28 protein-coding genes are annotated in these 23,291 nt (G+C 37.7%); 4 read left to right on the top strand and 24 right to left on the bottom strand.

Annotation, left to right across the window (positions count from 1 at the left end):
- Window positions 1-1,170, top strand: a complete 1,170-nt coding sequence (locus tag AAJG31_RS22645; protein ID WP_048392291.1) for an MFS transporter — start codon at window positions 1-3, stop codon at window positions 1,168-1,170.
- Between the two features lie 95 nt (window positions 1,171-1,265).
- On the opposite strand, the gene AAJG31_RS22640 is transcribed toward AAJG31_RS22645, so the two are convergent.
- Both AAJG31_RS22640 and AAJG31_RS22635 read right to left on the bottom strand, forming a co-directional pair.
- On the bottom strand, window positions 1,266-1,676 hold the full coding sequence (locus AAJG31_RS22640; protein WP_004231142.1) for an Asp23/Gls24 family envelope stress response protein: 411 nt from the start codon (window positions 1,674-1,676) through the stop codon (window positions 1,266-1,268).
- Between the two features lie 111 nt (window positions 1,677-1,787).
- A complete protein-coding gene (locus AAJG31_RS22635; protein ID WP_279496363.1) occupies window positions 1,788-2,036 on the bottom strand; it encodes a nucleoside triphosphate pyrophosphohydrolase in 249 nt (82 codons plus the stop codon).
- Window positions 2,037-2,160: 124 nt separating this feature from the next.
- Here AAJG31_RS22635 and AAJG31_RS22630 point away from each other — a divergent pair, with 124 nt between their 5' ends.
- Window positions 2,161-2,568, top strand: a complete 408-nt coding sequence (locus tag AAJG31_RS22630; protein ID WP_279495483.1) for a hypothetical protein — start codon at window positions 2,161-2,163, stop codon at window positions 2,566-2,568.
- Window positions 2,569-2,740: 172 nt separating this feature from the next.
- Here the strand turns inward: AAJG31_RS22630 and accC are convergent, their stop codons facing one another.
- From accC to AAJG31_RS22565, 13 genes are all read right to left on the bottom strand, one after another.
- Window positions 2,741-4,108 (bottom strand): acetyl-CoA carboxylase biotin carboxylase subunit, encoded by a 1,368-nt coding sequence (gene accC, locus AAJG31_RS22625; protein WP_004231135.1) that lies wholly within the window; start codon window positions 4,106-4,108, stop codon window positions 2,741-2,743.
- 14 nt (window positions 4,109-4,122) lie between these two features.
- Window positions 4,123-4,629 carry an acetyl-CoA carboxylase biotin carboxyl carrier protein gene (accB, locus tag AAJG31_RS22620; RefSeq protein WP_279495485.1) on the bottom strand — a complete coding sequence of 169 codons (507 nt, stop codon included), beginning with the start codon at window positions 4,627-4,629 and terminating at the stop codon, window positions 4,123-4,125.
- A gap of 200 nt (window positions 4,630-4,829) precedes the next feature.
- Window positions 4,830-5,384 (bottom strand): SpoIIIAH-like family protein, encoded by a 555-nt coding sequence (locus tag AAJG31_RS22615; protein ID WP_004231131.1) that lies wholly within the window; start codon window positions 5,382-5,384, stop codon window positions 4,830-4,832.
- A complete protein-coding gene (locus tag AAJG31_RS22610) occupies window positions 5,385-5,804 on the bottom strand; it encodes a hypothetical protein (protein ID WP_048392288.1) in 420 nt (139 codons plus the stop codon).
- A 62-nt stretch (window positions 5,805-5,866) separates the two neighbouring features.
- Window positions 5,867-6,010 carry a hypothetical protein gene (locus AAJG31_RS22605; RefSeq protein ID WP_004231124.1) on the bottom strand — a complete coding sequence of 48 codons (144 nt, stop codon included), beginning with the start codon at window positions 6,008-6,010 and terminating at the stop codon, window positions 5,867-5,869.
- Window position 6,011: 1 nt separating this feature from the next.
- Window positions 6,012-6,923: a stage III sporulation protein AE gene (locus AAJG31_RS22600; protein WP_004231121.1), complete on the bottom strand. Its 912-nt coding sequence runs from the start codon at window positions 6,921-6,923 to the stop codon at window positions 6,012-6,014.
- A gap of 12 nt (window positions 6,924-6,935) precedes the next feature.
- The gene (locus tag AAJG31_RS22595) at window positions 6,936-7,313 is read right to left on the bottom strand and encodes a hypothetical protein (protein ID WP_016994741.1); all 378 of its coding nucleotides are present in this window, start codon (window positions 7,311-7,313) and stop codon (window positions 6,936-6,938) included.
- A 5-nt stretch (window positions 7,314-7,318) separates the two neighbouring features.
- Window positions 7,319-7,528 (bottom strand): hypothetical protein, encoded by a 210-nt coding sequence (locus AAJG31_RS22590; protein ID WP_012295089.1) that lies wholly within the window; start codon window positions 7,526-7,528, stop codon window positions 7,319-7,321.
- A gap of 90 nt (window positions 7,529-7,618) precedes the next feature.
- Window positions 7,619-8,626, bottom strand: a complete 1,008-nt coding sequence (locus AAJG31_RS22585) for a nitronate monooxygenase (protein ID WP_048392287.1) — start codon at window positions 8,624-8,626, stop codon at window positions 7,619-7,621.
- Window positions 8,627-8,820: 194 nt separating this feature from the next.
- Complete coding sequence (gene efp, locus AAJG31_RS22580; RefSeq protein WP_004231115.1) at window positions 8,821-9,378, bottom strand: elongation factor P; 558 nt, start codon at window positions 9,376-9,378, stop codon at window positions 8,821-8,823.
- 17 nt (window positions 9,379-9,395) lie between these two features.
- Complete coding sequence (locus AAJG31_RS22575) at window positions 9,396-10,457, bottom strand: Xaa-Pro peptidase family protein (protein ID WP_279495491.1); 1,062 nt, start codon at window positions 10,455-10,457, stop codon at window positions 9,396-9,398.
- A 2-nt stretch (window positions 10,458-10,459) separates the two neighbouring features.
- The gene (gene aroQ / locus AAJG31_RS22570) at window positions 10,460-10,894 is read right to left on the bottom strand and encodes a type II 3-dehydroquinate dehydratase (protein ID WP_004231111.1); all 435 of its coding nucleotides are present in this window, start codon (window positions 10,892-10,894) and stop codon (window positions 10,460-10,462) included.
- 122 nt (window positions 10,895-11,016) lie between these two features.
- On the bottom strand, window positions 11,017-11,442 hold the full coding sequence (locus AAJG31_RS22565) for a hypothetical protein (RefSeq protein WP_048392286.1): 426 nt from the start codon (window positions 11,440-11,442) through the stop codon (window positions 11,017-11,019).
- 151 nt (window positions 11,443-11,593) lie between these two features.
- On the opposite strand from AAJG31_RS22565, the gene AAJG31_RS22560 reads away from it, so the two are divergent.
- On the top strand, window positions 11,594-12,526 hold the full coding sequence (locus AAJG31_RS22560; protein WP_016994746.1) for a DUF1385 domain-containing protein: 933 nt from the start codon (window positions 11,594-11,596) through the stop codon (window positions 12,524-12,526).
- A gap of 36 nt (window positions 12,527-12,562) precedes the next feature.
- Here the strand turns inward: AAJG31_RS22560 and AAJG31_RS22555 are convergent, their stop codons facing one another.
- The 9 genes from AAJG31_RS22555 to AAJG31_RS22515 form a co-directional block, all read right to left on the bottom strand.
- Complete coding sequence (locus tag AAJG31_RS22555; protein WP_279495495.1) at window positions 12,563-13,297, bottom strand: ABC transporter permease; 735 nt, start codon at window positions 13,295-13,297, stop codon at window positions 12,563-12,565.
- Window positions 13,294-14,016 carry an ABC transporter A family member gene (locus AAJG31_RS22550; RefSeq protein WP_066036343.1) on the bottom strand — a complete coding sequence of 241 codons (723 nt, stop codon included), beginning with the start codon at window positions 14,014-14,016 and terminating at the stop codon, window positions 13,294-13,296. Before AAJG31_RS22550 ends, AAJG31_RS22555 begins: the two co-directional genes overlap by 4 nt.
- On the bottom strand, window positions 14,009-14,476 hold the full coding sequence (locus AAJG31_RS22545) for a DUF3021 domain-containing protein (protein ID WP_048392282.1): 468 nt from the start codon (window positions 14,474-14,476) through the stop codon (window positions 14,009-14,011). Before AAJG31_RS22545 ends, AAJG31_RS22550 begins: the two co-directional genes overlap by 8 nt.
- Before the next feature lie 10 nt (window positions 14,477-14,486).
- Window positions 14,487-14,927, bottom strand: a complete 441-nt coding sequence (locus AAJG31_RS22540; RefSeq protein ID WP_048392281.1) for a LytTR family DNA-binding domain-containing protein — start codon at window positions 14,925-14,927, stop codon at window positions 14,487-14,489.
- 424 nt (window positions 14,928-15,351) lie between these two features.
- Window positions 15,352-16,278 (bottom strand): alpha/beta hydrolase, encoded by a 927-nt coding sequence (locus tag AAJG31_RS22535; protein WP_048392280.1) that lies wholly within the window; start codon window positions 16,276-16,278, stop codon window positions 15,352-15,354.
- A gap of 1,111 nt (window positions 16,279-17,389) precedes the next feature.
- Window positions 17,390-17,866: a hypothetical protein gene (locus AAJG31_RS22530; RefSeq protein WP_279495498.1), complete on the bottom strand. Its 477-nt coding sequence runs from the start codon at window positions 17,864-17,866 to the stop codon at window positions 17,390-17,392.
- Window positions 17,863-18,648 (bottom strand): Nif3-like dinuclear metal center hexameric protein, encoded by a 786-nt coding sequence (locus tag AAJG31_RS22525; protein WP_279495501.1) that lies wholly within the window; start codon window positions 18,646-18,648, stop codon window positions 17,863-17,865. Before AAJG31_RS22525 ends, AAJG31_RS22530 begins: the two co-directional genes overlap by 4 nt.
- A 144-nt stretch (window positions 18,649-18,792) precedes the next feature.
- Window positions 18,793-21,363, bottom strand: a complete 2,571-nt coding sequence (locus tag AAJG31_RS22520; protein WP_259950873.1) for a vitamin B12-dependent ribonucleotide reductase — start codon at window positions 21,361-21,363, stop codon at window positions 18,793-18,795.
- A gap of 200 nt (window positions 21,364-21,563) precedes the next feature.
- Entirely contained in the window at window positions 21,564-22,343 is a 780-nt protein-coding gene (locus AAJG31_RS22515; protein ID WP_279496366.1) for a biotin/lipoate A/B protein ligase family protein, read from the bottom strand.
- Between the two features lie 263 nt (window positions 22,344-22,606).
- Here AAJG31_RS22515 and AAJG31_RS22510 point away from each other — a divergent pair, with 263 nt between their 5' ends.
- On the top strand, window positions 22,607-22,993 hold the full coding sequence (locus AAJG31_RS22510) for a rhodanese-like domain-containing protein (protein ID WP_004231073.1): 387 nt from the start codon (window positions 22,607-22,609) through the stop codon (window positions 22,991-22,993).
- The last annotated feature ends 298 nt before the right edge of the window (window positions 22,994-23,291 follow it).

Here is a 23,291-nt window from a genome sequence, read left to right as displayed (position 1 = left end):
ATGAGCAAGAAACAAAATATAACCTTAGCTATTTTATTATCTAATCTTTTCATTGCCTTTTTAGGGATTGGTTTAGTCATCCCTGTTTTACCAACCATCATGAATGAGCTACATATTTCTGGCTCTGTTGTTGGTTATATGGTGGCAGCCTTTGCCATTACACAATTAATTGCATCACCAATTGCAGGTAAGCTTGTTGATAATATTGGCCGCAAAGTTATGATTGTTGCAGGTCTTTTTATTTTTGGACTTTCTGAGTTTTTATTTGGGTTTGGTCGTTCTGTTGAAATTCTTTTTGTCTCTCGTATGTTAGGTGGCGTGAGTGCCGCTTTCATTATGCCAGCTGTAACCGCCTATATAGCTGATATTACGACATTGGCACAGCGCCCTAAGGCACTTGGCTATATGAGTGCAGCCATTAGCACAGGTTTTATTATCGGCCCTGGGATCGGTGGTTTTTTAGCTGAAATTGGTACACGTGTCCCATTTTATGCAGCTGGGGTACTTGGTCTGTTTGCAGCTATCCTGTCATTGCTGTTTTTAAAAGAGCCAACACGTGCTACAGACAATGAAGAAGTAGCACAATCCATGTTAGGTAGTGTCAAGCGTGTGTTTAGTCCACTCTACTTCATACCATTCATTCTTATTTTCGTGTTATCATTTGGCCTCGCTGCATTCGAATCATTGTTTAGCTTATTCGTCGATCACAAATTTGCGTTTACGCCATCGGATATTGCCATAATTATTACAGGAAGTGGTATTGTTGGGGCACTAGCTCAATTAATACTATTTGATTGGCTGACAAAGAAAATGGGTGAGATTAATGTTATTCGTTACTCTCTAATCCTTTCAGCAGTATTAACATTTGCCATGACGATCGTGAGTCATTATTTTGCCATCTTATTCGTGACATTCTTTATTTTCGTAGGCTTCGATTTAATTCGACCTGCTGTTACTTCGTATTTATCGAAAATTGCCGGAAATGAACAAGGATTTGTTGGTGGCATGAACTCTATGTTTACAAGTCTTGGTAATATTTTTGGCCCAATTCTAGGTGGGGTATTGTTCGATATCAATCTGAACTATCCATACTACTTTGCTACAATCGTATTGGTGCTAGGCGTCATACTTGCGTTATTCTGGAGAAAGCCAAAGCATATAGAATTATAAAATAGCGATACATCCACATGAACATCCTAGAGAAATCCATATAAAAAGGACTGCCCTTTGATGAACGAATCATCATTGGGCAATCCTTTTCTTTTTTATTCATGCACTACTGTTTCTTCTTTTTCAAAGTGAATACCTGTAATATGCACATTTACTTCTGCTGTTTCTAGTGCCGTCATATTAAAAATAGCCTGACGGATTTGCGTTTGAACTTCTTTTGCTACTTTAGGAATGGCATATCCATATTTCACAGAGCAAAATACATCAATCGCAATTTCACCAGTTTCCGTTACACCTGATTTAATGCCTTTATTGTGTACTTTTTTACCGAAACGTTCCACGACACCCGTCGCAATATTCCCACGAGTTGCAGCAATGCCTTCTACTTCATTGACAGCAATCCCAGCCACAACCTCGATCACCTCTGCCGCTACCTCAATTTTTCCAAGCTCTTCTTTCCCAGAAGGTGTTGGTTGTACGAAAGATTGTCCTACTTTCTCTGCCATACAAATATCATCCTTTCCCTTACACATCACAAACAAGTGCTGTACTTACATTTATTATACTATAAAAAGGAAGGTTTGGCTGTCGAAAGCCGTTTTAATTTAAAACCGACTTTACTGATCCACTACATCGATTAAATAAATTCCCTTTTCAAATCCCCCACGAGCATTTCTCTTGTGTTCACGCGTCTCTTCTAGCTCCTCAAAGCTTACACCTAGCACACCGATAGCGATATGAAGGAGCTCCAGTATATCTGCAAGCTCTTCTACACTTTCTTCTCTACATTCGGCTTCGTAAAATTCTGTAGCTTCTTCTATTATTTTAGCTTTTATTGCCTTTATCAGTTCACTAGGTTCTAAAATGCGTGCATGATAGGATAAACCCTATTGTTTCACTCCTTTTCAGGGGGATGACTATTTCTTTCTTCTATTATATAGTATTCTTTCTATAATATAGAATTAATTTGAGATAAAGTAGAGGTAGAGTATGTTACAAAAATGGTTGTTTGGCATCGGTGGGGTTGTCCTCATGTTTACAATGTTTTTTTTATTTTTTGGGAATAGTGCTAGTGAAGATACATTGCTTGCGAAAAATATAATGGAAAAAGCAAATAATGGTACAACTGTAGTGTCACTAAATAAATTAACGGGTTTTGATTGGGAAAAAGCGCAAATTTTTGGACCTTATACAACGAAAGATGCGATTGAAGAAACAATGGACATTCAATTTAAAGGTAGTATTAGTGGATTAGATGTACGGGAAGATATTTTCCTTCTTGTATTTGCGAAAGAAGGCCATGCGATAAAGACAGCTGTGCTTTACAGAAACATAGGAGATTATTCAACAAAGAATGGTATGTTAACACCAGATAACGATCTTCTATCTATAAAATAGAACTTTTATAATCTTTTTCACACTTCAACTAGTACGGTTTAAGCTTCTATAACGGTCAATCTTTCTTCTATGATTGATCTTCCTACCTGCAAGTAAGTCTTCTATCTAGTTATGCTTAGACATAAAAAACCTCCTAACTAATAATAGCTAGGAGGTTTAAACTTGCGAACGCTTACTTCACTTTTTCTGCTACACCCAATACATCGTTCTCTTCTAGGAACTTCGTATTGAATTGCGCTGATTTGAAGACATCATTGTTCATTAGTGCTTGGTGGAATGGAATGGTTGTATTAATTCCAGGACCAGATACTTCGAATTCACTTAAGGCACGGTTCATTTTCGCAATCGCTTCTTCACGTGTATCCGCGTGAACAATTAGTTTTGCTACCATTGAATCGTAATATGGTGGGATTGTATAGCCTGCATAGACAGCAGAATCAATACGTACACCATAGCCACCTGGTGTTATATACGTATCAACAGTTCCTGCTGAAGGCATGAAGTTTTTATAGGCATTTTCTGCGTTAATACGGCATTCAATCGCCCAACCATTTAATTTTATATCATCTTGTGTGAATGGAAGCTTCTCACCAGATGCAATTTTTAATTGTTGTTGTACAAGATCTACACCAGAAATCATTTCTGTTACTGGGTGCTCAACCTGAATACGAGTGTTCATTTCCATGAAGTAGAACTTGTCCTCTTGATAGTCATAGATAAACTCGATTGTGCCAGCACCTTCATAGTTACATGCTTGTGCCGCTTTTACTGCAGCTGCACCCATTTCAGCACGACGCTCAGAAGATAGGGCTGGAGATGGAGCTTCCTCTACTAACTTCTGCATACGACGTTGAACCGTACAGTCACGTTCGCCTAAATGCACCACGTTACCGTAGCCATCTGCTAAAACTTGGATTTCACAGTGACGGAAGTACTCGATAAATTTCTCTAAATATACGCCAGGGTTACCGAATGCTGCAGCAGCCTCTTTTTGCGTAATTTCAATACCTTTTACAAGATCTTCTTCTGTACGTGCTACACGGATTCCTTTACCGCCACCACCAGCAGTTGCCTTGATGATGACAGGGTAACCAATTTTAGCAGCCCATTCTTTACCAGTTTCGATATCTGGTACAATACCAGTACCTGGAACAAGTGGAACGCCTGCTGCTTCCATTGTTGTACGTGCAACGTCCTTGATGCCCATAATTTTAATAGAATCAGATGATGGACCGATAAATTTAATGCCAGCGTTTTCACAAGCTTCAGCAAAATCAGCATTTTCTGATACGAAGCCATATCCTGGGTGGATGCCATCAGCACCTGTCTTTTCAGCTACGCTAAGTAGCGCTGGGAAGCTAAGATAAGAATCTTTTGATAGCTTTGGTCCGATGCAATAAGCTTCGTCTGCTAACTTCACATGTAATGCGTCAGCATCTGCTTCAGAGTAGACAGCAACCGATTGAATGCCTAACTCTTTACAAGCACGAATGATACGCACAGCGATTTCGCCGCGGTTTGCAATTAAAACTTTTTTCATTTGTTTTGCACTCCTTACTCAGCTTTTACAAGGAATAATGGTTGGCCGTACTCTACTAAGTCGCCATCTTTAACTAGAATTTCAACGATTTCCCCTTGCACTTCTGCTTCGATTTCGTTGAATAATTTCATTGCTTCTACGATACATACGATTGTTTCGTCCCCTACTTTGTCACCCACTTTTACGTAAGCAGGAGAATCTGGGTTTGGTGCTTGATAGAAAGTACCGACCATTGGAGATACAATTTTATGTAACGATGGGTCGTTAACTGATGGTGCCGCTGCAGCTGTTGCTGGCGCTTCTTCTTTCGCTGGTGCAGGTGTTACTGCTGGAGCTTCTGCTGGTGCAGATTGTTGTACAACAGGGGCTACTACTTCTTTTTTAGGTGCTACAGTTTCTGTAACAACAACATTATTCTTTTTAAGTTTTACTTTTGCGCCATCTACTTCGTACACAAACTCGTCAATTGAAGAAGAATCCACTAATTTAATAATTTCACGAATTTCTTGAATTTTGAACATTTCTAACTCTCCTTATGAATTAAAATCTACTACAATAACTATTCTATATTTTTTCGTATCAATTTGAAATAGTTAAATGAAAATTAAGTAAATATGAACAAAATAAAAGGCTTTCCTTTACTAAGCGAAAGCCTTTTCATGAAGCTGATATATAACAACCTTTTATAAATTAACTAAAAATTTATTTTTTTCTTTATTTTTTAATAATTATTTGCACTGAACTTAACTTGCACATCATTTGCGCCTTCCATCTCTGTTTTTACCAAATAAATAATTTCGTTTGCTTGGGCTTTTGACAATTCCTCTGCCATCACTGTCACCGACACTTTTTCTCCCTCAGCACGAACAAACGCATCAGAGTAGCCTAATGATTTTACGAGCATCTCAAGCATAGCTTCAGCTGATTCACGTTTAATAAGGCCATCCATTTCATTATATGCCTCATTTTTTTCTTCGGCAGAATATTCTTCTGAGGCAATCTTTTGTGTTAACTGCTCACGAAGCTGGCTTCTCTCATCACTAACCTGCATACGCATTTCTTCAAATAAGTGACTTGGTGAAGATACTTCTTGTGTTATATCATTTGTTGCCTCCTGATCTGTAACACCTGTGACAGCTGTTTGTTGCAGTGTATCATCTGTAAAAATAGTAAGACCATTGAATTGCTTTGCTGGATCTACCAAATAATACACTGAAATGACTGCTACTAAACTTAATAATGTCATAAACCAAACTGTTCTTCTACGTACGCGCATTTACTTTTCCTCCTTATTTTCCATTGGAACGATAATAATTCGATGAATCGGTAATTGCATCACTTGACTGACGACAGCACGAATTTCATTTTTCACAAAGATATCGGAAGCACCCTCTGAAACAACGAGCATTCCTGTCACGTTTTTCGTGCCTTGTTCAGTCCCTCGAAAATATTGGCTGAATAGTTTATTGGCATTCTGATCATCTGTCATCTCTCCATAATAAAAGTAGACTTTAACCTTCCCAACACCTTCCATTGCCTTCAGGGTTTGCTCAAGTTTTTCTTCATTCGTGAGCGGTGAACCATTGTCGCTTGTTGAATTCGTTTGATACATAGGTAAAATGATGAAAATTCCCACGGAGGCAGCTATCAAAATTAAAACCATCAATGACGTTGTTTTTTTTCGTGTCTTTTCCACATCACTTGTACATTGCCTCCTTTCATCTTCTCTTTTTCAAGTGTATGTACGCTTGTTTCTTCCTATGAATTGATAAATGGAATCTTTAATAGCAATTGCAAAAATACTAACGTGATGACCAACTTTGTCAGTGAAATTATTTCCTTATCATCCGTTAGAAACACAAAAATCTGACAGACAAACAGCAATGCCAATAAAAGAATCAATCTATCTCCCCCCTGCCATGACTTGTACGAACACAATGAGGAAAAAACAAGAAAACATAAATGAAAAAGCAATTAAAAATGATACAGCACATAAAGTAAATAGTGATTTGCTAACTTGATCTAGTAGTCTACAAATATCATCAAAGGCAATCGGTTCTAAAATAGCAGCGAGCATTTTCAAAGAATAGGCACTAACTACAAGCTGCACGGTTGGGATAAAAGACACCGTAATGACGGCGATAAAGGCGCTAATACTTGTAAGAGAAGATGTAAATTGAGTCATATGCTGAAACATCGAAAAACTATCCACAATAAAAGAACCAACAACTGGAATATTTTCTTCAATTAGCTTTTTCACGGGCTCCGCTACAGCCGCATTGACACTAAATGCTGCTACACCGCTTGCGGTCATCAGTAAGACATAGCAAATAACTGAGGCCGACACGATGCTCATAATTGTAAAGCGAATCAATTCAGCTATTCGAGTAAAGGATATTTCCTTTACGATGACACTGCATACATCAAAGACAATGGCCAAAAGCACGCCAGGAATAAGCCACTTACTACTGATAATGGTGAGGACTTGTACAAAAAACAGTAAAAAAGGCTGCCAGGAAGCAATCGCTGTAATACTACTGGATAATAAAAAGCTTGATGTAAGAATCGGATAAAATGCCGTAAATAGATGGGCTAGTCCTTGTGCAATTTCATCAATTAATGTAAAGGAGTTGACAACAACAGGACCGATTGTTGCTAAAACGATAAGAAAAAAAAGTATCCTTGTCCCTTTTTCAAACTCTGGTAATAGCATGTTCACAATCAAAATGATGATGACGTAGCTGCAAAGCATGAGCGTCATCTTGAGCAAGAGAAAGAATGGGTCGATTAAAAAAGATAATATTTGCTCCTGCAATGGCTTCGCTCCTTAGTTTAGCCTTTTTAAAATGGCCGACACCTCCTGTAGAACAGCCAGAAATTCTTTAAACCAATACAGCAAAATCACAATTTTCACCGCAGCAAAAACGATGTTCCCGAGCACTTTATAATTATGTTCTGCCAAAAGCAATGCCACCCACTGCCCGACATAGAACATACTTGCACTGATTAAAATAGCCTTCGCATAAGGTAAAAACGCAAGTGTTTCTAACAATTGTTTGGCGAAAGGCAATAAAAGCGTCGAGAACAACATGCCAAAAAGCAAAAAAGAAAACATCACACTGATTAGCGCATGGAGTGGCTGTATAACTTCTTTTATCAGCAATAATAAAAGCAGCATGACAACAGCGACGATAACAATTTCCATTCACATTACCCGGATGAGGTAAGCCATTGGAAGAAGGTTAAAATCTCATTAAAGAATAGACGTAAAAATCGAAGTAATTCTGCTGTCATATATAAGTAAGCAATGAAAAAGAGGAAAAATGAAAACTCCTTCTTCCCTGTTTGATCAAAGAAAACATGAAGAAGCGCAACGACTAGTCCCACTCCAGCAACTCTTAATACGTCTTGTAATTCCATTCCTACGCCCCCTCGTGTACAGCAATATATGTCGCTCTTCAAAAAAAAAGACCTCTATACAGATGTATAGAGATCTTCTACGATAAAAAATTATAATAGTTTGCTCACAATGTTTTTCACCGTATCCGTTTGCTGTATGAGGTGACTATTTTCACCCATCCACATGGATAAATATTCTGCATTACCTTGCTCAGCACTTTCCTTACGAATGGTAGTCGTTAGATAATTTTGTAGTGGATAGGGTGCTACTGTCGCATCTTCCATACGTTTCGTGAAATCATTTGCTAAACCTCTTGCTGGTTTACCAGTAAATGCAAGCGTAATCGTCGTTTGTTGTTCTTTTGATGCCAATACAGCATTTTTATAGAGTGGCGAAATTTCGCATTCATCTGCCACTAGTAAAGCTGTCCCAATTTGAACTGCCTGTGCCCCACTTTCAAGTGCCTTTTGAATATCCTCTTTGGTTACAAGGCCTCCCGCAGCTATAATTGGAATCGCAACTTTTCCCACTACTTGTTGTAGTAAGTCATGCAATGGAATTAATTGCAGAGGGTCAGTAAAAGAGCCTCGATGACCGCCAGCCTCTCCCCCTTGTAATACAACCGCATCCATTCCTGCTTGCTCCACCAGTATGGCTTCCTCTAATGTGGTAGCAGTACCAATCGTATAGACGCCATGATCTTTTAATTGTTTAAGAACAGCTGGAGATGGCAACCCAAATGTAAATGAACAAACTGCTACCTTTTCTTCAATCACAGCTTGAACCTGTCCTGCAAAAACTTCCTTTGATGTTACGCTCTGTACAGGGGATAATCCTAATTCATCGTAAAAAGGTTGCAGTGCCATTCTGGCTTGTTGTAAAACCTCGACATCAATTTTGGGTTCTTCTTGCACAAATAAATTGACCGCAAAGGGCTTTGTCGTTAATTTCTTCACTTCTTGAATAAACTGCTTTGTTTGTTCACCATCTAAGTAACCTGCACCAATTGAACCTAATAGGCCTGCCTCAGCACAAGCCGCCACAAATTTAGGTGATGTCACGCCTGCCATTGGTGCTTGTATAATTGGATATCGCATATCAAATGTTGTTTGTAGCATACCTTTCACTCCTTACTCTGATTGTAAACAATTCTACCAGTAATGACCATCTATCTGATGATAGAAACTTGATAGTACCTCAATAAAAATTAAATAGTGCTTCTATCTATTATCACATTAAATGAACGATTTGACAGTATATGTATAAGAAAAAAATAAAAACCTACTCTTTAATGAAAAGAGTAGGCTGATCATTATGCACGTGAAACGTAAGAACCCTCATCCGTGTTAATGATTAAAACGTCACCTTGGTTAACGAAGAATGGTACTTGTACGATTAGACCTGTTTCAAGAGTAGCAGGTTTTGTACCACCAGAAGCTGTATCACCTTTGATTCCTGGTTCTGTTTCTGTTACTTCTAATTGAACAGTGTTTGGTAATTCAACACCTAACATTTCACCTTGGTAAGATTGAATATGCACTTCCATGTTTTCTTTTAGGAATTTTAATTCATACTCAATAGCAGATGAAGCTAGTTCAGTTTGCTCATATGATTCCAAGTCCATAAATACATGCTCGTCACCTTGTGCATATAAATATTGCATTTTACGATTATCGATTTGTGCCTTTTCAACTTTTTCACCAGCGCGGAATGTTTTTTCATTCACTGAGCCGTTACGTAGGTTACGTAATTTAGAACGTACGAACGCAGCACCTTTACCTGGTTTTACGTGTTGGAAATCTAACACGCGGTATAATTGGCCATCAACAATAATTGTTAGACCTGTACGGAAATCGTTTACTGAGATCATTTGTGTTCCTCCAAAGTTTATAAAATAATGAGTTCTTTTGACGAATGTGTTAGTAGTTCATTACCCGTTTCTGTGATTAAAATATCATCCTCGATACGGACACCACCGATTCCAGGTAAGTAAACACCTGGTTCAATCGTCACGGCCATACCTGGCTCTAGCACTGTATCAGAACGCATCGATAAGCCAGGGCCTTCATGTACTTCAAGACCAATACCGTGTCCTAAAGAATGACCAAATGCTTCGCCATATCCTTTTTCTTTTAAGTAGTCACGTGCAATCGCGTCCGCTTGAATACCTGTTAATCCAGGACCCACTTTTTCAAGTGCTAACAGTTGAGAAGCAAGGACTGTATTGTACATATCTACCAATTTTTCAGATGGTTCTCCCACAGCCACAGTACGTGTAATATCCGAAATATAGCCATTATAAAGCGCACCAAAGTCTAATGTAACAAAGTCGCCTTTTTCAATCACTTTATTCGTTGCAACGCCGTGTGGTAATGCTGAACGAAGACCAGACGCAACAATCGTGTCAAACGAAGACTGAGTTGCTCCTTGTTTACGCATGAAAAATTCTAATTCATTCGAAACTTCAAGCTCGGTTTTACCAGGCTTGATGAAGCCTAAAATATGTGTAAATGCGTGATCTGCAATTTCACACGCAGCCTTAATAATATTAATCTCTTGTTCCGTCTTAATCAAGCGAATTTTTTCAATTAGCCCAGAAATCGGCACTAAATCTGCTTGAATCTTCGATTTATACAGTTCATAAGTGCCATAGCTTACAGTATCTTTCTCAAAGCCCAATAATTTGATACCCATTTTATTTACTTGAGTAGCAATTTCTTCAATAATTGTGGCTTCATGCTTGACAATACGGAAGTCCTGAATTTGTGCAGCAGCCTGCTCTGTATAACGGAAATCTGTAATAAATACAGCATCATTTTGAGACACAATTGCTACGCCTGCTGTCCCTGTAAAACCTGTCATATAGCGACGGTTGTACCCATTCGTAATTAAAATACCATCGATGCTTTGTTCTTGAAGTGCTTTACGTAGCTTTTGTAATTTCAACATAATCAATTCTCCCTCTCGATAAATGTACGTAGTGCCAGTTCATAGCCTTTCGTACCTAGTCCACAAATTTGACCAAGGCAGGCCGGAGCAAGATAGGAATGATGTCGGAAAGCCTCACGTTTGTGGATATTGGAAATATGTACTTCGATAACTGGCACAGAAATACCTGCTATCGCATCATGCAATGCGATGCTTGTATGGGTATATGCACCAGGATTAAAGATAATACCATCATATTTTTCGTCCTCTGCTTCATGCACCCAATCTACTAGTACCCCTTCATGATTGGATTGACGAAATTCAACTGTAGCACCTAAAGAAGCCGCAAGATTTTGAACATTTTCTCGAACATCATCCAATGTTTCATGTCCATAAATATGTGGCTCTCGTTTACCAAGTCGATTTAAGTTCGGTCCATTCAAACATAATAACTTCACGCTTCTATTCGCCTCTTTCTATGTACTTGCCATTTATTTTATCATACACCGTGCATTCAGCAACTAATTTCAACTAGTGGTGCCATAAATATCCCCTTAAACGAAGGGGATATTTTGTACCTTCAACTTTGTTTTTGTGCTGTATGTTCCTTCTGATGGAAATTGGCGGTTTCAAGCAAGAAACGTAATAAACAAATAACGGTCACCATAAAGGGAATCGACAGTTTTTTAAAAGACGTAAGCTGTAATGGTAAATCTAAAGCAATCCATTCCAATGAGATGGTCACCAAAAGACCTAATAAAAGGGAAGAAAAAACAGCTGGGATGATATATACATAGCGCATAGTCATGTATAAAAATAAGCCGATAATAAATAGTAGAAAAATAAAAAAGGTCCATTGAAATAATTTGGAGCTTTCTTCAAACCAATTCCATTTTTTATAAAACCCTATCGGATGCCATTTAATGAGATGGAAATAATGTAAACCTTTTAAGCACAGCGCTAAAACAAGCGCATTGACAAGTGCTGTAATTGTCGCTACTTTCACCCTATACCTCTCCTTTATGCACACTAATTATTTCCTAAAATGTACGATTAGTGTAGCCATATAGAAAATTTACTATGCGTAACGGTAGAGGTTTTTCACTAAATTTAGTACAATGGTACAGTTGAAATATATAAAGAGAGTGGTGTTAGCCTTGAGCAATTCACCTGTATACGGGGGACAAGCACAATTAGAGGGTGTGATGTTCGGAGGAAAGGAACATACTGTTACAGCCATTCGTCGTAACGATGATTCCATTGATTATTATCATTTCAAAAAAGTACAAAAACCTTTGTTACAAAAGCTTAAAAAAATCCCATTTGTACGAGGCGTTGTCGCGCTAATTGAATCCGCTGGCTTAGGTTCTCGTCACATGCAATTTGCTGGGGATCGCTATGATGTGACACCTGGTGAAGAGGAAGATCATAAAGAAGAAGGCTCTAAACTTCAAATGATACTGGGCGTTGCTGTAGTAGGTATTCTTTCCTTTCTATTTGGAAAATTTGCCTTTACATTAATTCCTGTTTTTATAGCTGATTTTTTCTCAAAATGGATTGAAGGAAAAACGGGACAAATTTTACTGGAAAGCGGTATTAAATTATTGTTACTGCTAGCCTATTTATATTTTATCTCGTTAACACCCCTCATTAAACGAGTATTTCAGTACCATGGTGCAGAGCACAAGGTGATAAATTGCTATGAAGCTGGATTAGACATTACCGTAAAAAATGTTCAAGCTCAATCACGCCTACACTATCGTTGCGGCAGTAGCTTCATATTATTCACAGTGTTCGTTGGGATGTTTTTATATTTCTTTGTGCCTACAGATCCACTGTGGCTTCGTATTTTAGATCGTATTCTATTAATTCCTGTTGTTCTGGGGATCTCATTTGAAGTCTTACAAGCGACAAATGCCTGCCGTAATATTCCAGTGTTACGCTTCCTTGGCTACCCTGGCTTATGGCTCCAATTACTAACAACTCGTGAACCGAAGGACGATCAAGTAGAAGTAGCGATTGCTTCCTTTAATATGCTACGCCAAGTAGAGCAGCAACCTGAAATCGCTGCGACATTAAATCATGATTAATAAAAAAGGCAGCCCAACGTCGGAGCTGCCTTTTTTTCATTTTGTACTGCCTTGCATTTTCTGCTTAAACATAAAGATAGCGAGAATTGTCATAATTATTGTATAACCAATGACAACAATAAGTGAATAAAACACATTCGCATACTCTGCATGTAAGATAGCCCTAGCTGCATTGACTGCGTGCATGAAAGGTAAAAGTTGCGCAATCTTTTGAAATGTTCCACCAATCATATCTAATTCGAACCATGTTCCACTTAACCAAGTTGTCACATTAACAAAGATGGCAAATATCCCTCCTACCTGCTTATCTGTAAATAATGTCCCAAATAATAATCCACAACTAATATAGAGTGGTGAAATTATTAGAAGTGCAAGAATCATAAAGAGGATAGACTTATTAAATGGCAACCCTAAAAACATGGCGGTAGCTAAACAAACAAAAATTTGTAGCAGAGCTATTGGTAGTAAAGGTATCATATACCCTAAAATGTAATCAGCGGCAGACAAAGGAGAAACAAAAATCCTCATTAAAAAGGATGAACTTTTATCTTTTCCTAGTAACATTCCTGAAAACAGTGTGAGAAAAGAAAAACTAAATACAATGACGCCCGGTGTTAGGTTATTCATTTCATATAAAGCAAATGGCATATTTTTTTGCATAACAGAAAATAAGCCCAATAAAAGAATTGGTAAGCCTATACCAAATAATAAAGTGATTGGATCACGGACAATCTCTTTATGATTCCTTGTTGCAAACGCAGCTACCCTCACAATAACGCCTCCTCTGTTTTTTCCAAGAATACCTCTTCTAAAGAATGCTTGCCTGTTTCACTGATCAATTGTTGGATCGTGCCTAGTGCACATATTTGCCCATGATGCATAATTCCTACACGATCAGCTAAAGCCTCTATCTCTTCTAAATAATGGGAGGTCAAAATAATCGTGACATGTCCTTTTAAGTGCTTCAATATGTTCCATACATCATTCCTTGCCCGTATGTCCATCCCTAAAGTCGGTTCATCGAGGAACAATACCTTTGGGTTTGACATTAAAGCCATTGCTACACTTAAACGACGCTGGTAGCCGCCAGATAGTGTCTTAGCCTTGTCATGCTGATGTGGTGTCAGTCCGAATAAGGCCATTTTGTCATATACTTGTTGTTGTGCTTTTTCTTTTTCGTAGCCATAAATCTGACTGAATAATAATAGATTTTCATATACCGTTAAATTAGGCGCAACGGCCGTTTCTTGAGGAGAAATATTAATAACTTGTTTTACAGCCTGTGTATTTTGCACAATGCTTTTTCCATCTATTGTGGCATCCCCCTCTGTAGGTGAAAGGAGCCCGCACAACATTTTGATTGTGGTTGTTTTGCCAGCACCATTTTGTCCTAAAAGAGCGAAAAGTTCACCTTGATGGATTTGTAAATTTAATTGATTAACGACTACACGCTCTTTATAAAGCTTTGTTAAATCTCTTATGTTAATCATCCTGCTCTTCACCTCGATTGGTAAGAATCGCATTAATTTTTTCTATGTCACGTTGTGAAAATCTATATTGTAAAACCCATGTCACAATATAAGTTCCGAGAAAGCTGGCTACGAGAGAAAAAATATTAGCCATCGTTTTTGGCATCCATAGTAGCGTTACAATCGGTATCCAAATCATTGCCGTTATGAAAAAGTGGACGAAATATTGCTTCAACATTCCCCAGCTAGCCATTTCAAAAATAAGTGCAGCAAGAGCAAAGGTAATGCCAATAACACCCGTTAATAGAATTTGAGTAATTATTGCACTTATTTCATCTGTAAAGTAAGCACGAAATTCTGGCACCACCCAAACATATTTTCCTTGCCCTATGCCCATTGATACAAAGAATTGCACAATTTGTCCCATTACTATACCGATCAAAAATCCACCAATAATACGTGTTAAAATGTCTTTTCGCATATTTATCACCTCAGATTCCTAATTGCTTCTTAATTTTGCTTACATAACGCCTAGAAGCGTATGTTTTCGTGCCATTCTTCAATTCAACTCCGATTGTACCTGTTCTACTAATGTCCATATGCTTGATCATGTAGCGATTGACTATTTCAGCATTTGAAATACGGAGAAACATTTGAGGATTGAGCTTTTCCTCCAGCTCATAAAGACGCAAACGTACCGTATAAACACCGTGAATGCTTTGGACACAGACCTTTTTTTGCTCTGTATAAATACGCACGATCTCCTTACTATCGATCAATTCAACACCTTTATGGGAGAAAGCTAATAAAGTGCTTTCTGCTGTCGTAGTAATAATTTGCATAAGATGCTCAATGTCATCAGTCATTTTATCTGTGAGAATGATTACTTTGGGTTCTTTATATGTAGGGTCAATCGATATTTCCACCTTCATATGATCACTGTCCTTTCTACGCCTCACTATAAATTTTTCCATACATGTTGTAAATGGATTATCGACAACTGGTCGTTATCAAGGAATAAGTGGTAATCTCAAAGATTCTGGCGAACAATAAAAACACCCTTTAGATAGGCCTATCCAAAGGGGTTAAACGTACAACTTAGCTTACTTAGAATCTTTTTTTACTTACTAGTAGGGCTGTAAAAACACCCATCATATTCAGGAGCTTTTAAAATATTGGGGGTAAGCTCTAATGATTGATTGTTTTGAAACACCAACTAATTTTGACAAATCCTTCTGCGATTTCTGCAATTCACAAATTTTATTTTTCAAACATCTACAGATAAATAAACCTTGCTAAAAATGTACATAGAAAAAAAACGTATTTTGAATGGCTCAAAACACGTTTTTCTGTGAATTATTTACTTAGGATATTGATAATCTTCTGTTGCGCATCCACTGCCTCAGGGATTGGCATCACAACAAACACATGATTCATCTTAGGATAAACAAAGGTATTGATTGCAACGCCTTGTTCTGTTAGCTTTTCATCAAACTGTATTGCATCTGGATATAAGCTTTCGTGGGACCCAATAAAATGAGTTATCTTGCCAACTCCTTGAAAATCGCCATAAATTGGACTAATTATTGGATCCTTTAGAGCTTTATCAGCTGCCCATATTTTTGTTATGACTTCCATTCCTTCACTAGCTAACATGGGATCGTTTTCTTCATATTCCTGAATAAGTGGATTTTCTAAACTCATATCAACACATGCCGACAATAACATAATATCTTGTGGTTGAGGCAGACCGTCTCGCTTCAACAGTTGAATTAGACCAAGTGCTATATTTCCACCTGCTGAGTCTCCTATAATGGTTAATTGATTGGAGCTTTCAATAGATACTAGAATCTCTTTATATAAGCTGAGCATCTTTGGGTAAGTATCTTGATAGCTAAAATGAGGGACTTTTGGATAGATAGGCGCAATAACTTTTGCATTTAAGGCTTGTGCCATTTTATCCATGAACAACCAGTGTAAATTTAAAGGTTGATTCGTCCAAGCTCCACCATGAATATAAAGAATCACCATTTGTGATGAAGACTTTTGGTCATTTAAAATAAAAACCTGCATATCCTCGAATGTTTGCTCCTTCAAAGCGCTTAAAAGATTGACATCCTCCCCAATCACATAGGGGTGAATATTTTCTGTTCCTCTTTGCTTAATAAATTGTTGAGCATTTTCAATACTAGAAAAGCTCTTTTTATTACTTTGTGAAAACAATAATTTTTCAAATTGCACACTCTCTACAGATCGTTCTCCATTAAAAATTTCTATACTCATGTTTTTCTCTCCTTTTATTGTTCATTCTGTTTCCAAACATGTAATGATTAATAAAGTGATGTGCCAAACCACTAAAACTGAGTCTCGACGATGGTAAAATGCATCTTTTTAGCGAACTTTATTTTAATTCCATATTTTGAAGAATACTCCTTCTAAAATCTATCATCAAATAAAAAAACCTTCCTGATGTAATCCCTAAATGTAAAGAGCATTGATTGTGCTGTATATAAAAAGCTGCCATTTTGAAACAAAATGACAGCTTTGTTGTTGAAAAAAGATGATGTCAACAGCAGAAAAAGTAACTTTGCAAGGTGAGAGGTTGATTTCCGTTCCGCCAGTGTCCTTTCCAGGGGGCGTCCGATGAGCCGCTTCACTCACTTACGTTCGCTCTAGGGTCTCATCTGTGACGCTGGCTCCACTCCAATCAACTATTCTGCAAAATGTCTTTACTTTTTTCATAGTAGTGGAGCGATCAAATCGCCCATTATCTATATTCTTAGAGGGTTATTTTCAATGTGGAGATGTGATGCTTAACAACACCACTTCATAAAGAGTAGTGAACACCTTCAATTTACTAAAAAACTTTCTCTAAAAAGGTAACACTTTGGTGGGTTGGAGTGGAAGGCTACTTGACTCCCGTGGGATAGAGAGACAGGCGAGCCACTAAACGGAGCGGTAGCGGAGGAAGCGGCTTGGCGGTCGCCCACAGGAAAGCAAGTAGCTTGCAACGGAAATCCATTTCTACCTTTCAATTGACTGTTTTATTTTTCAACACTAAGAAAGCTGCCGTTTTGAAACAAAATGACAGCTTTCGATTGGGTATCTATCCCCTCCAAACTACCGCTATATTATTGGAGGTGGATTTGATAATGGCGAGTAACTATACCTATCCCATTTTCTAACCTCTTCCACTCTGTGAATGAGGTTAATCAATTTTGTCTTGCTAACATGTAGATAGTGAAGATTAATTATCCTGAAATAATTCATCTACTTCTTTTGATAAAATTTCTACCTCATCTTCTAAATTTGGAAATAGGGCTTGATTTGCCTTTTCATCTATTGCTTTATGTTTTTGCTTTTTATTATGTGGAGTTCCATCATTCAGAGGTAGCTATACAAAAGTGACACGTATGTATTCCTCGTTCTTTAAGCTTTCAAGGTGATGCAATTCAAGGTCTTCCATCGTAATACGACGGCTTTTTAGTTTTTTATCATAATCCCCTGCCCAGAACCTAATTAATTCAGCACCTTGCTCAGTTTGTATATGTTCCTTCAAATAACTTAAAAAATCTTCTAAAAATTGAGGACCCCAATTTCCCTCGATGCCGTATACAAAGGATTTTTCATTATAAAGCCCTAAGTCGTAAGGTGGATTATTCCATTCGAATATATTCAAATTTTCAAAAGCTGATTCATCTGCTGCATGTAAAACTCGTGCATCATCATCCATCAAATGCCACGACTGTGTTGGTGTACTCTCTGTAATTGGATATAATTTTTTTAATTCTCTTACTGTTATTTCAGCAATTCCTGTACAATCAACTGTTTGTAAAGCACTGTTCGCCACTAGGACAGAATATAACGTCATATGCTTGTCTCCTTAAGCTTTATTCTAATATTCGCTTCATAATGTTCTTCATTTAGTCTCACTACTTCAAGTTCTTTTTTATTGTCATTCAATTTTAATGCTAAACTTTGAATGCCAAAGAATTCTGTGAAGGTATGGCTTCCAATGATAAGATTTATTCCTATAAATTGAGCATATTGAATTGTATATAAATTACATTCTCCTGTAATGTATACATCACATTTATTTTCAACCGCTTCCTTCAGGCAAGCTGTTGTGCCTCCATTTCCACAGACTAAGCCTACTCGATTCACCATTTTGTCATTGAACTGCCAAAATCTAACGGGTTCTTCAAGTAAAAATTCAAGTTTTGTTACGAAATCTTTAAATTCAATTTCTTTCTCATATTGAGCAATTCTACCGAAGAATAGTCCTTCCCATTCATGGGTTCTTTTAATAATCTCTAAATTCAATTTTTTTATTAAGCTATCATTTGTGCCAAAGTTACAGTCATCAAGTGGTAAGTGATTATAGTAATGGCTTATACCATACGCTGCTAGTTTTTCAGTGCATGCCTCTTTTAATCCATAGATTTCATCCCATGCATCATGGTGTGTTATCATCATGTCCACTCCATGAATTCTTGCTTCCTCTATCGTTTCAAGCGTTAGGTTAACACAGTATCCTATTTTCTTCACTTCTTTATCTGCATGGTATGTAACCCCAGACTCATTAGCATAGATTTCCTTATTTGTTACATTAAAAAGTTCATCAATTCTTTCAACTATTTGTGAAACATCCATACTTCCATCCCCCCTAAACATCTATTCTCGATTTAACACTTCGTACCCAAATTAATAGGTATTTATTTCCATTTATACAAAAAATACCCCTTTATATTATCTTATCTAAAGGGGTAAAAAGTTACAACTGTTATTAAATTTAATTTATAGACCGCATTTCAACTGTGCGCCACAGTTTGTACATGTATTACAGCCGCCCATTTCTTCGACTGTGCCTTTACGGCATACTGGGCATGTATTCCCAACGTCTGAGCCAATAACAGTTGTTGACTCTAACGCTTGTATCGTATCTACTAATACGACTGGACGTTTTGTATGTTCTTCAACCAATTCCTCTTCAAATGAAAGTTGATCCATATCATTTTCTTCTGCTTTTAGTGTAAGTACTTGTGAATCACGGCTACCGTCAACATAAACCGTACCACCCTTAGCGCCACCTTTATATAGTCGCTCGTACACTTTTTCAACTTGCTGTACTGTATAGCCTTTTGGTGCGTTTACAGTTTTAGAAATAGATGAATCGATCCATTTTTGAATAATACATTGCACATCCGCATGCGCTTCTGGTTTTAGCTCCATTGCTGTAACGAACCATTCTGGAAGCTCTTGCTCATTTACTTCTGGATGATGGTTCAGATATTCTTGGACAATTTCAGCTTTTACTTCAATGAATTTACCTAGACGACCAGAACGATAGTACGTGAAGGAGAAGTATGGCTCAAGACCTGTTGCTACCCCTACCATTGTTCCTGTTGACCCTGTTGGTGCAACCGTTAATAAATGTGAGTTACGGATTCCAGTCGCTAAGATTTGCTCTTTGATATGAGCAGGCATTTTTTGCATAAAGCCTGTCTCTGTAAAGGCTTTACGTAAACGAGCTGTTTCTTCGTCTGTAGCACCTACTAAGAATGGGAAGCTACCACGCTCTTTCGCAAGCTCTGTAGACGCCTCATACGCAGTTTCAGCGATTGTTTTAAAGATTTCATCGACTAACGCATTACCTGCTTCTGAACCGTATTCTTTTTCACAGTAAATCAGCAAATCGGCTAAGCCCATAACGCCTAATCCAACACGACGTTCACCAAGAGCTTGTACACGGTTTTCTTCTAAGAAGTAAGGTGTCGCATCAATCACATTATCCTGCATACGAACACCAACACGAACTGTTTCACGTAGTGCTTCGTAATCAACTGATTGATTTTCTTTATTCGCAAACTGTGCTAAATTCACAGCAGCTAAGTTACACACAGAATATGGTGCAAGTGGTTGCTCGCCACATGGGTTCGTCGCTACAACACTTTGACCGTATGCCTTTGCATTTGTCATGTCATTGGCGTTGTCAATGAAGAAAATACCTGGCTCTGCCGAGTATGTTGCACATACATTAATTAAATTCCATAACTCTTTTGCTTTAATTGTACGGTATGTGCGGACTTTATAGCCCATTTTCTCCCATTCACGAACATCACCAACTTCATGCCATTTCGTGTTGTAAACGCTCATTTCTTCCTTTGTATATTCTTCAACGGCTGGGAAACGAAGCTCGAAGTCAGCATCTTTTTCAACTGCTTCCATAAATTCTTTTGTTAATGTCACAGAAATGTTGGCACCTGTTAAAAACTCTGGGTTATGAACAGTGTACGTGCCACCATCACGTAATTTATTTTCAGCCTCACGAATGATAGCTGTATCAAATCCACCTAAGCCTTCAATGTTTTTATAATTCACGATGCCTTGATACATCGCTTCTTCTTGCATAGAAAGTGGCTTGAAGTTTAATTTTTCTTTGGCTAGACGGATGATTGTTTCATCCGTTGTATTTTCGATCAGGTAACGCAGAATACGTGGATTTTGCATTTTGGAAATAATAAACTCCACAATATCTGGATGCCAATCTGCTAGCATAATCATTTGTGCGCCACGACGTGATCCACCTTGCTCCACAAGATGTGTCAATTTAGCAATATCATCTAACCAGGAAACAGAACCAGATGATTTACCGTTTACACCACGAGCTAATGTGTTGCGTGGACGTAATGTTGAACCATTTGTTCCTACACCGCCACCACGGCTCATAATCTCCATAACTTGCTTACGGTGATCACTAATCCCTTCACGAGAGTCAGCGACAAATGGCATCACGTAACAGTTAAAGAAAGTTACATCTGTTTCAGAACCAGCTCCATAAATCACTCGTCCAGCTGGAATGAATTTCAAGGATACTAATTGCTCATAAAATTTTTCAAACCACTCTTGACGTTTTTCTGGTGTTTTTTCAACAGCAGCAAGGCCTGTTGCGTTTCGTTTTGCAATTTGTTCATAAAATATCTCAAGAGGCTTTTCTAACACGTCAATTGAACGCGTAATCACACCCGTTTCTTGCTCTTGCGGATCGTCTAATGCGCTACGATAATCCTCTTCAATCAAAATCTCTGCTGTTTTTGTAGACATGTCCAATTTTTGAATTGTCCCTAAACCACGTGCAGGAAATTTCGGATCAGCTTTTACCGTTAATACAACAAAGTCGCCGGCTTTCAATGTTTTCTTTTCTGTGTCTTTAAACGAATAGCGATCGATCATGACAAGTCTTGATACACCTTTGTGTGTAATATGCATATCAGATGTTACGGGGTGTACCTGCGGGAATTGTTCAATATCTTTGTTTAACTGTTCAAATTGATTGTTTACTTCGGGTTGATGATTTGTGAGTACCATCGTTTAGCCTCCCTTGTTCTCTTCATTACAAAATAAATACACAATATCTTGTGTCGTTAAACACTACATATTGTGTATATGTCTTTAAAAAAGATACTATATATAGTTTTTTAATTCAACTCTTGCTTTTTTTAATAGATTCAGAACTACTTGTTATGACTAGGATTGAACGTTAAAAAATATTTTTTTCATACCATTTTTTACTTTTTAAAGTTCCACTCATCTGAAGCATATTTTTTTTCTTCTAAAGCTTGCACATATTCTAATTGCTCCTCAGAAAGTGTAAATGGTTTTAATTCAATTTGCAACGATTTTGCAAAGCCATCTCTAAAAGCTGTCACACATTGTTCAACTGTCACTGGCTCTTTTACAAGACTGTTGATGGCAACAGCCTTTTCTGGTAGCTTTTTACGCATACGATTCTTCGCTTCTTCACTGGAGAAATTAAATACGGATAATAATTTCTCTTGATCCAAATCTAATAAAATGGCGCCATGCTGTAAAATGACACCCTTTTGACGTGTTTGAGCACTTCCAGCTATTTTTTTCCCTTCTACGACAAGTTCATACCAACTTGGTGCATCAAAGCAAACAGCACTTTTTGGACTCTTCAGGTCCGCTCTTTTCTCCTCTGTATCAGGTACACTAAAATAGGCATCCATACCTAGGTTATGGAAACCTTGCAAGATTCCCTCACTTAACACACGATATGCCTCTGTCACAGATTCTGGCATATTCGGATAGCTTTCCGTCACAATGACACTATAAGTTAGCTCATGTTCATGTAGGACAGCTCGTCCACCAGTTGGTCGACGTACAAAACCTAAGCCTTGTTCACGCACAGCATCTAAATTAATATCTCTCTTAGCTTGTTGAAAATAACCAATGGATAATGTCGCAGGCTCCCACTCGTAGAAACGAATTACTGGTGGAATTAACCCCTCACTATGCCAATCAAGTAAGGCTTCATCTAGTGCCATATTAAAAGAAGGACTACATTTCCCTGAATTTAAAAAATACCAAGTTGTCATATGCTCATCTCCTACAAATATAAAATGATCCATCAGGCCCCACCTGTGGGTCAACTTTAACGAATATTATACTACAGTTCAAATTGCGAACGATTGCTTGTGTAACGAAAAAAGCGATTTCGCTACAACCTAGTTAATTTTATCAAACTCATTGGACTATCGCTAGCGCATCTTTTATAATAATAGAGAAGATAGAAAGGGGTAAGAAAATCTTGGACATACTTATCACAATCGGTGTCGTTTTAGTAGTCACAATTGCATATATCGGAATTAATGCACTACGACTCAAAAAAGCCGTAACCAACCTAACACAAGAGCAATTCATAGAAGGCTATCGTAAAGCCCAGCTGATCGATGTTCGTGAGCAAAAAGAATTTGATGCTGGTCACATTCTTGGTGCACGAAATGTGCCTTCGACAACACTACGTCAACGTTATAAAGAAATCCGCCCAGATTTACCAGTATATCTATACTGTCAAAATACAGGCCGTAGCTCACGTGCTGCACTATTTCTTAAAAAACGTGGGTACAACCAAATTTACCAACTTCAAGGTGGTTTCAAAACTTGGACAGGTAAAATAAAAGCAAAAAAATATTAATGCTCTCATCAAAAAAAGTCGTCTCAAAGTACTATGAGACGACTTCTTTTTTAAAAAATTCAGAGTTTCTACTATATTATATCTATTTCAAATGATGCTGTACAAGCTTCATGTCATTAAAATAAAAAAGAAAAGCAACAAAACGCATTATAGTCCCCTTATTTGATACAAAATCTACTTTGAACGAGTTCGCTACTTAGTCGGGTCCTCATAAAAATGAGCGCTTTGATGTCTTTTTGGAGCGGTTTTCACTTATGTTTGAGCACTTCGAAAGCTACGTTGAGCAATCTTCCAATAA

Source organism: Lysinibacillus sp. BS3, assembly GCF_039614735.1.
In the GTDB taxonomy this organism is placed as follows: domain Bacteria; phylum Bacillota; class Bacilli; order Bacillales_A; family Planococcaceae; genus Lysinibacillus; species Lysinibacillus capsici.
This window is presented reverse-complemented; position numbering and strand designations above follow the sequence as displayed.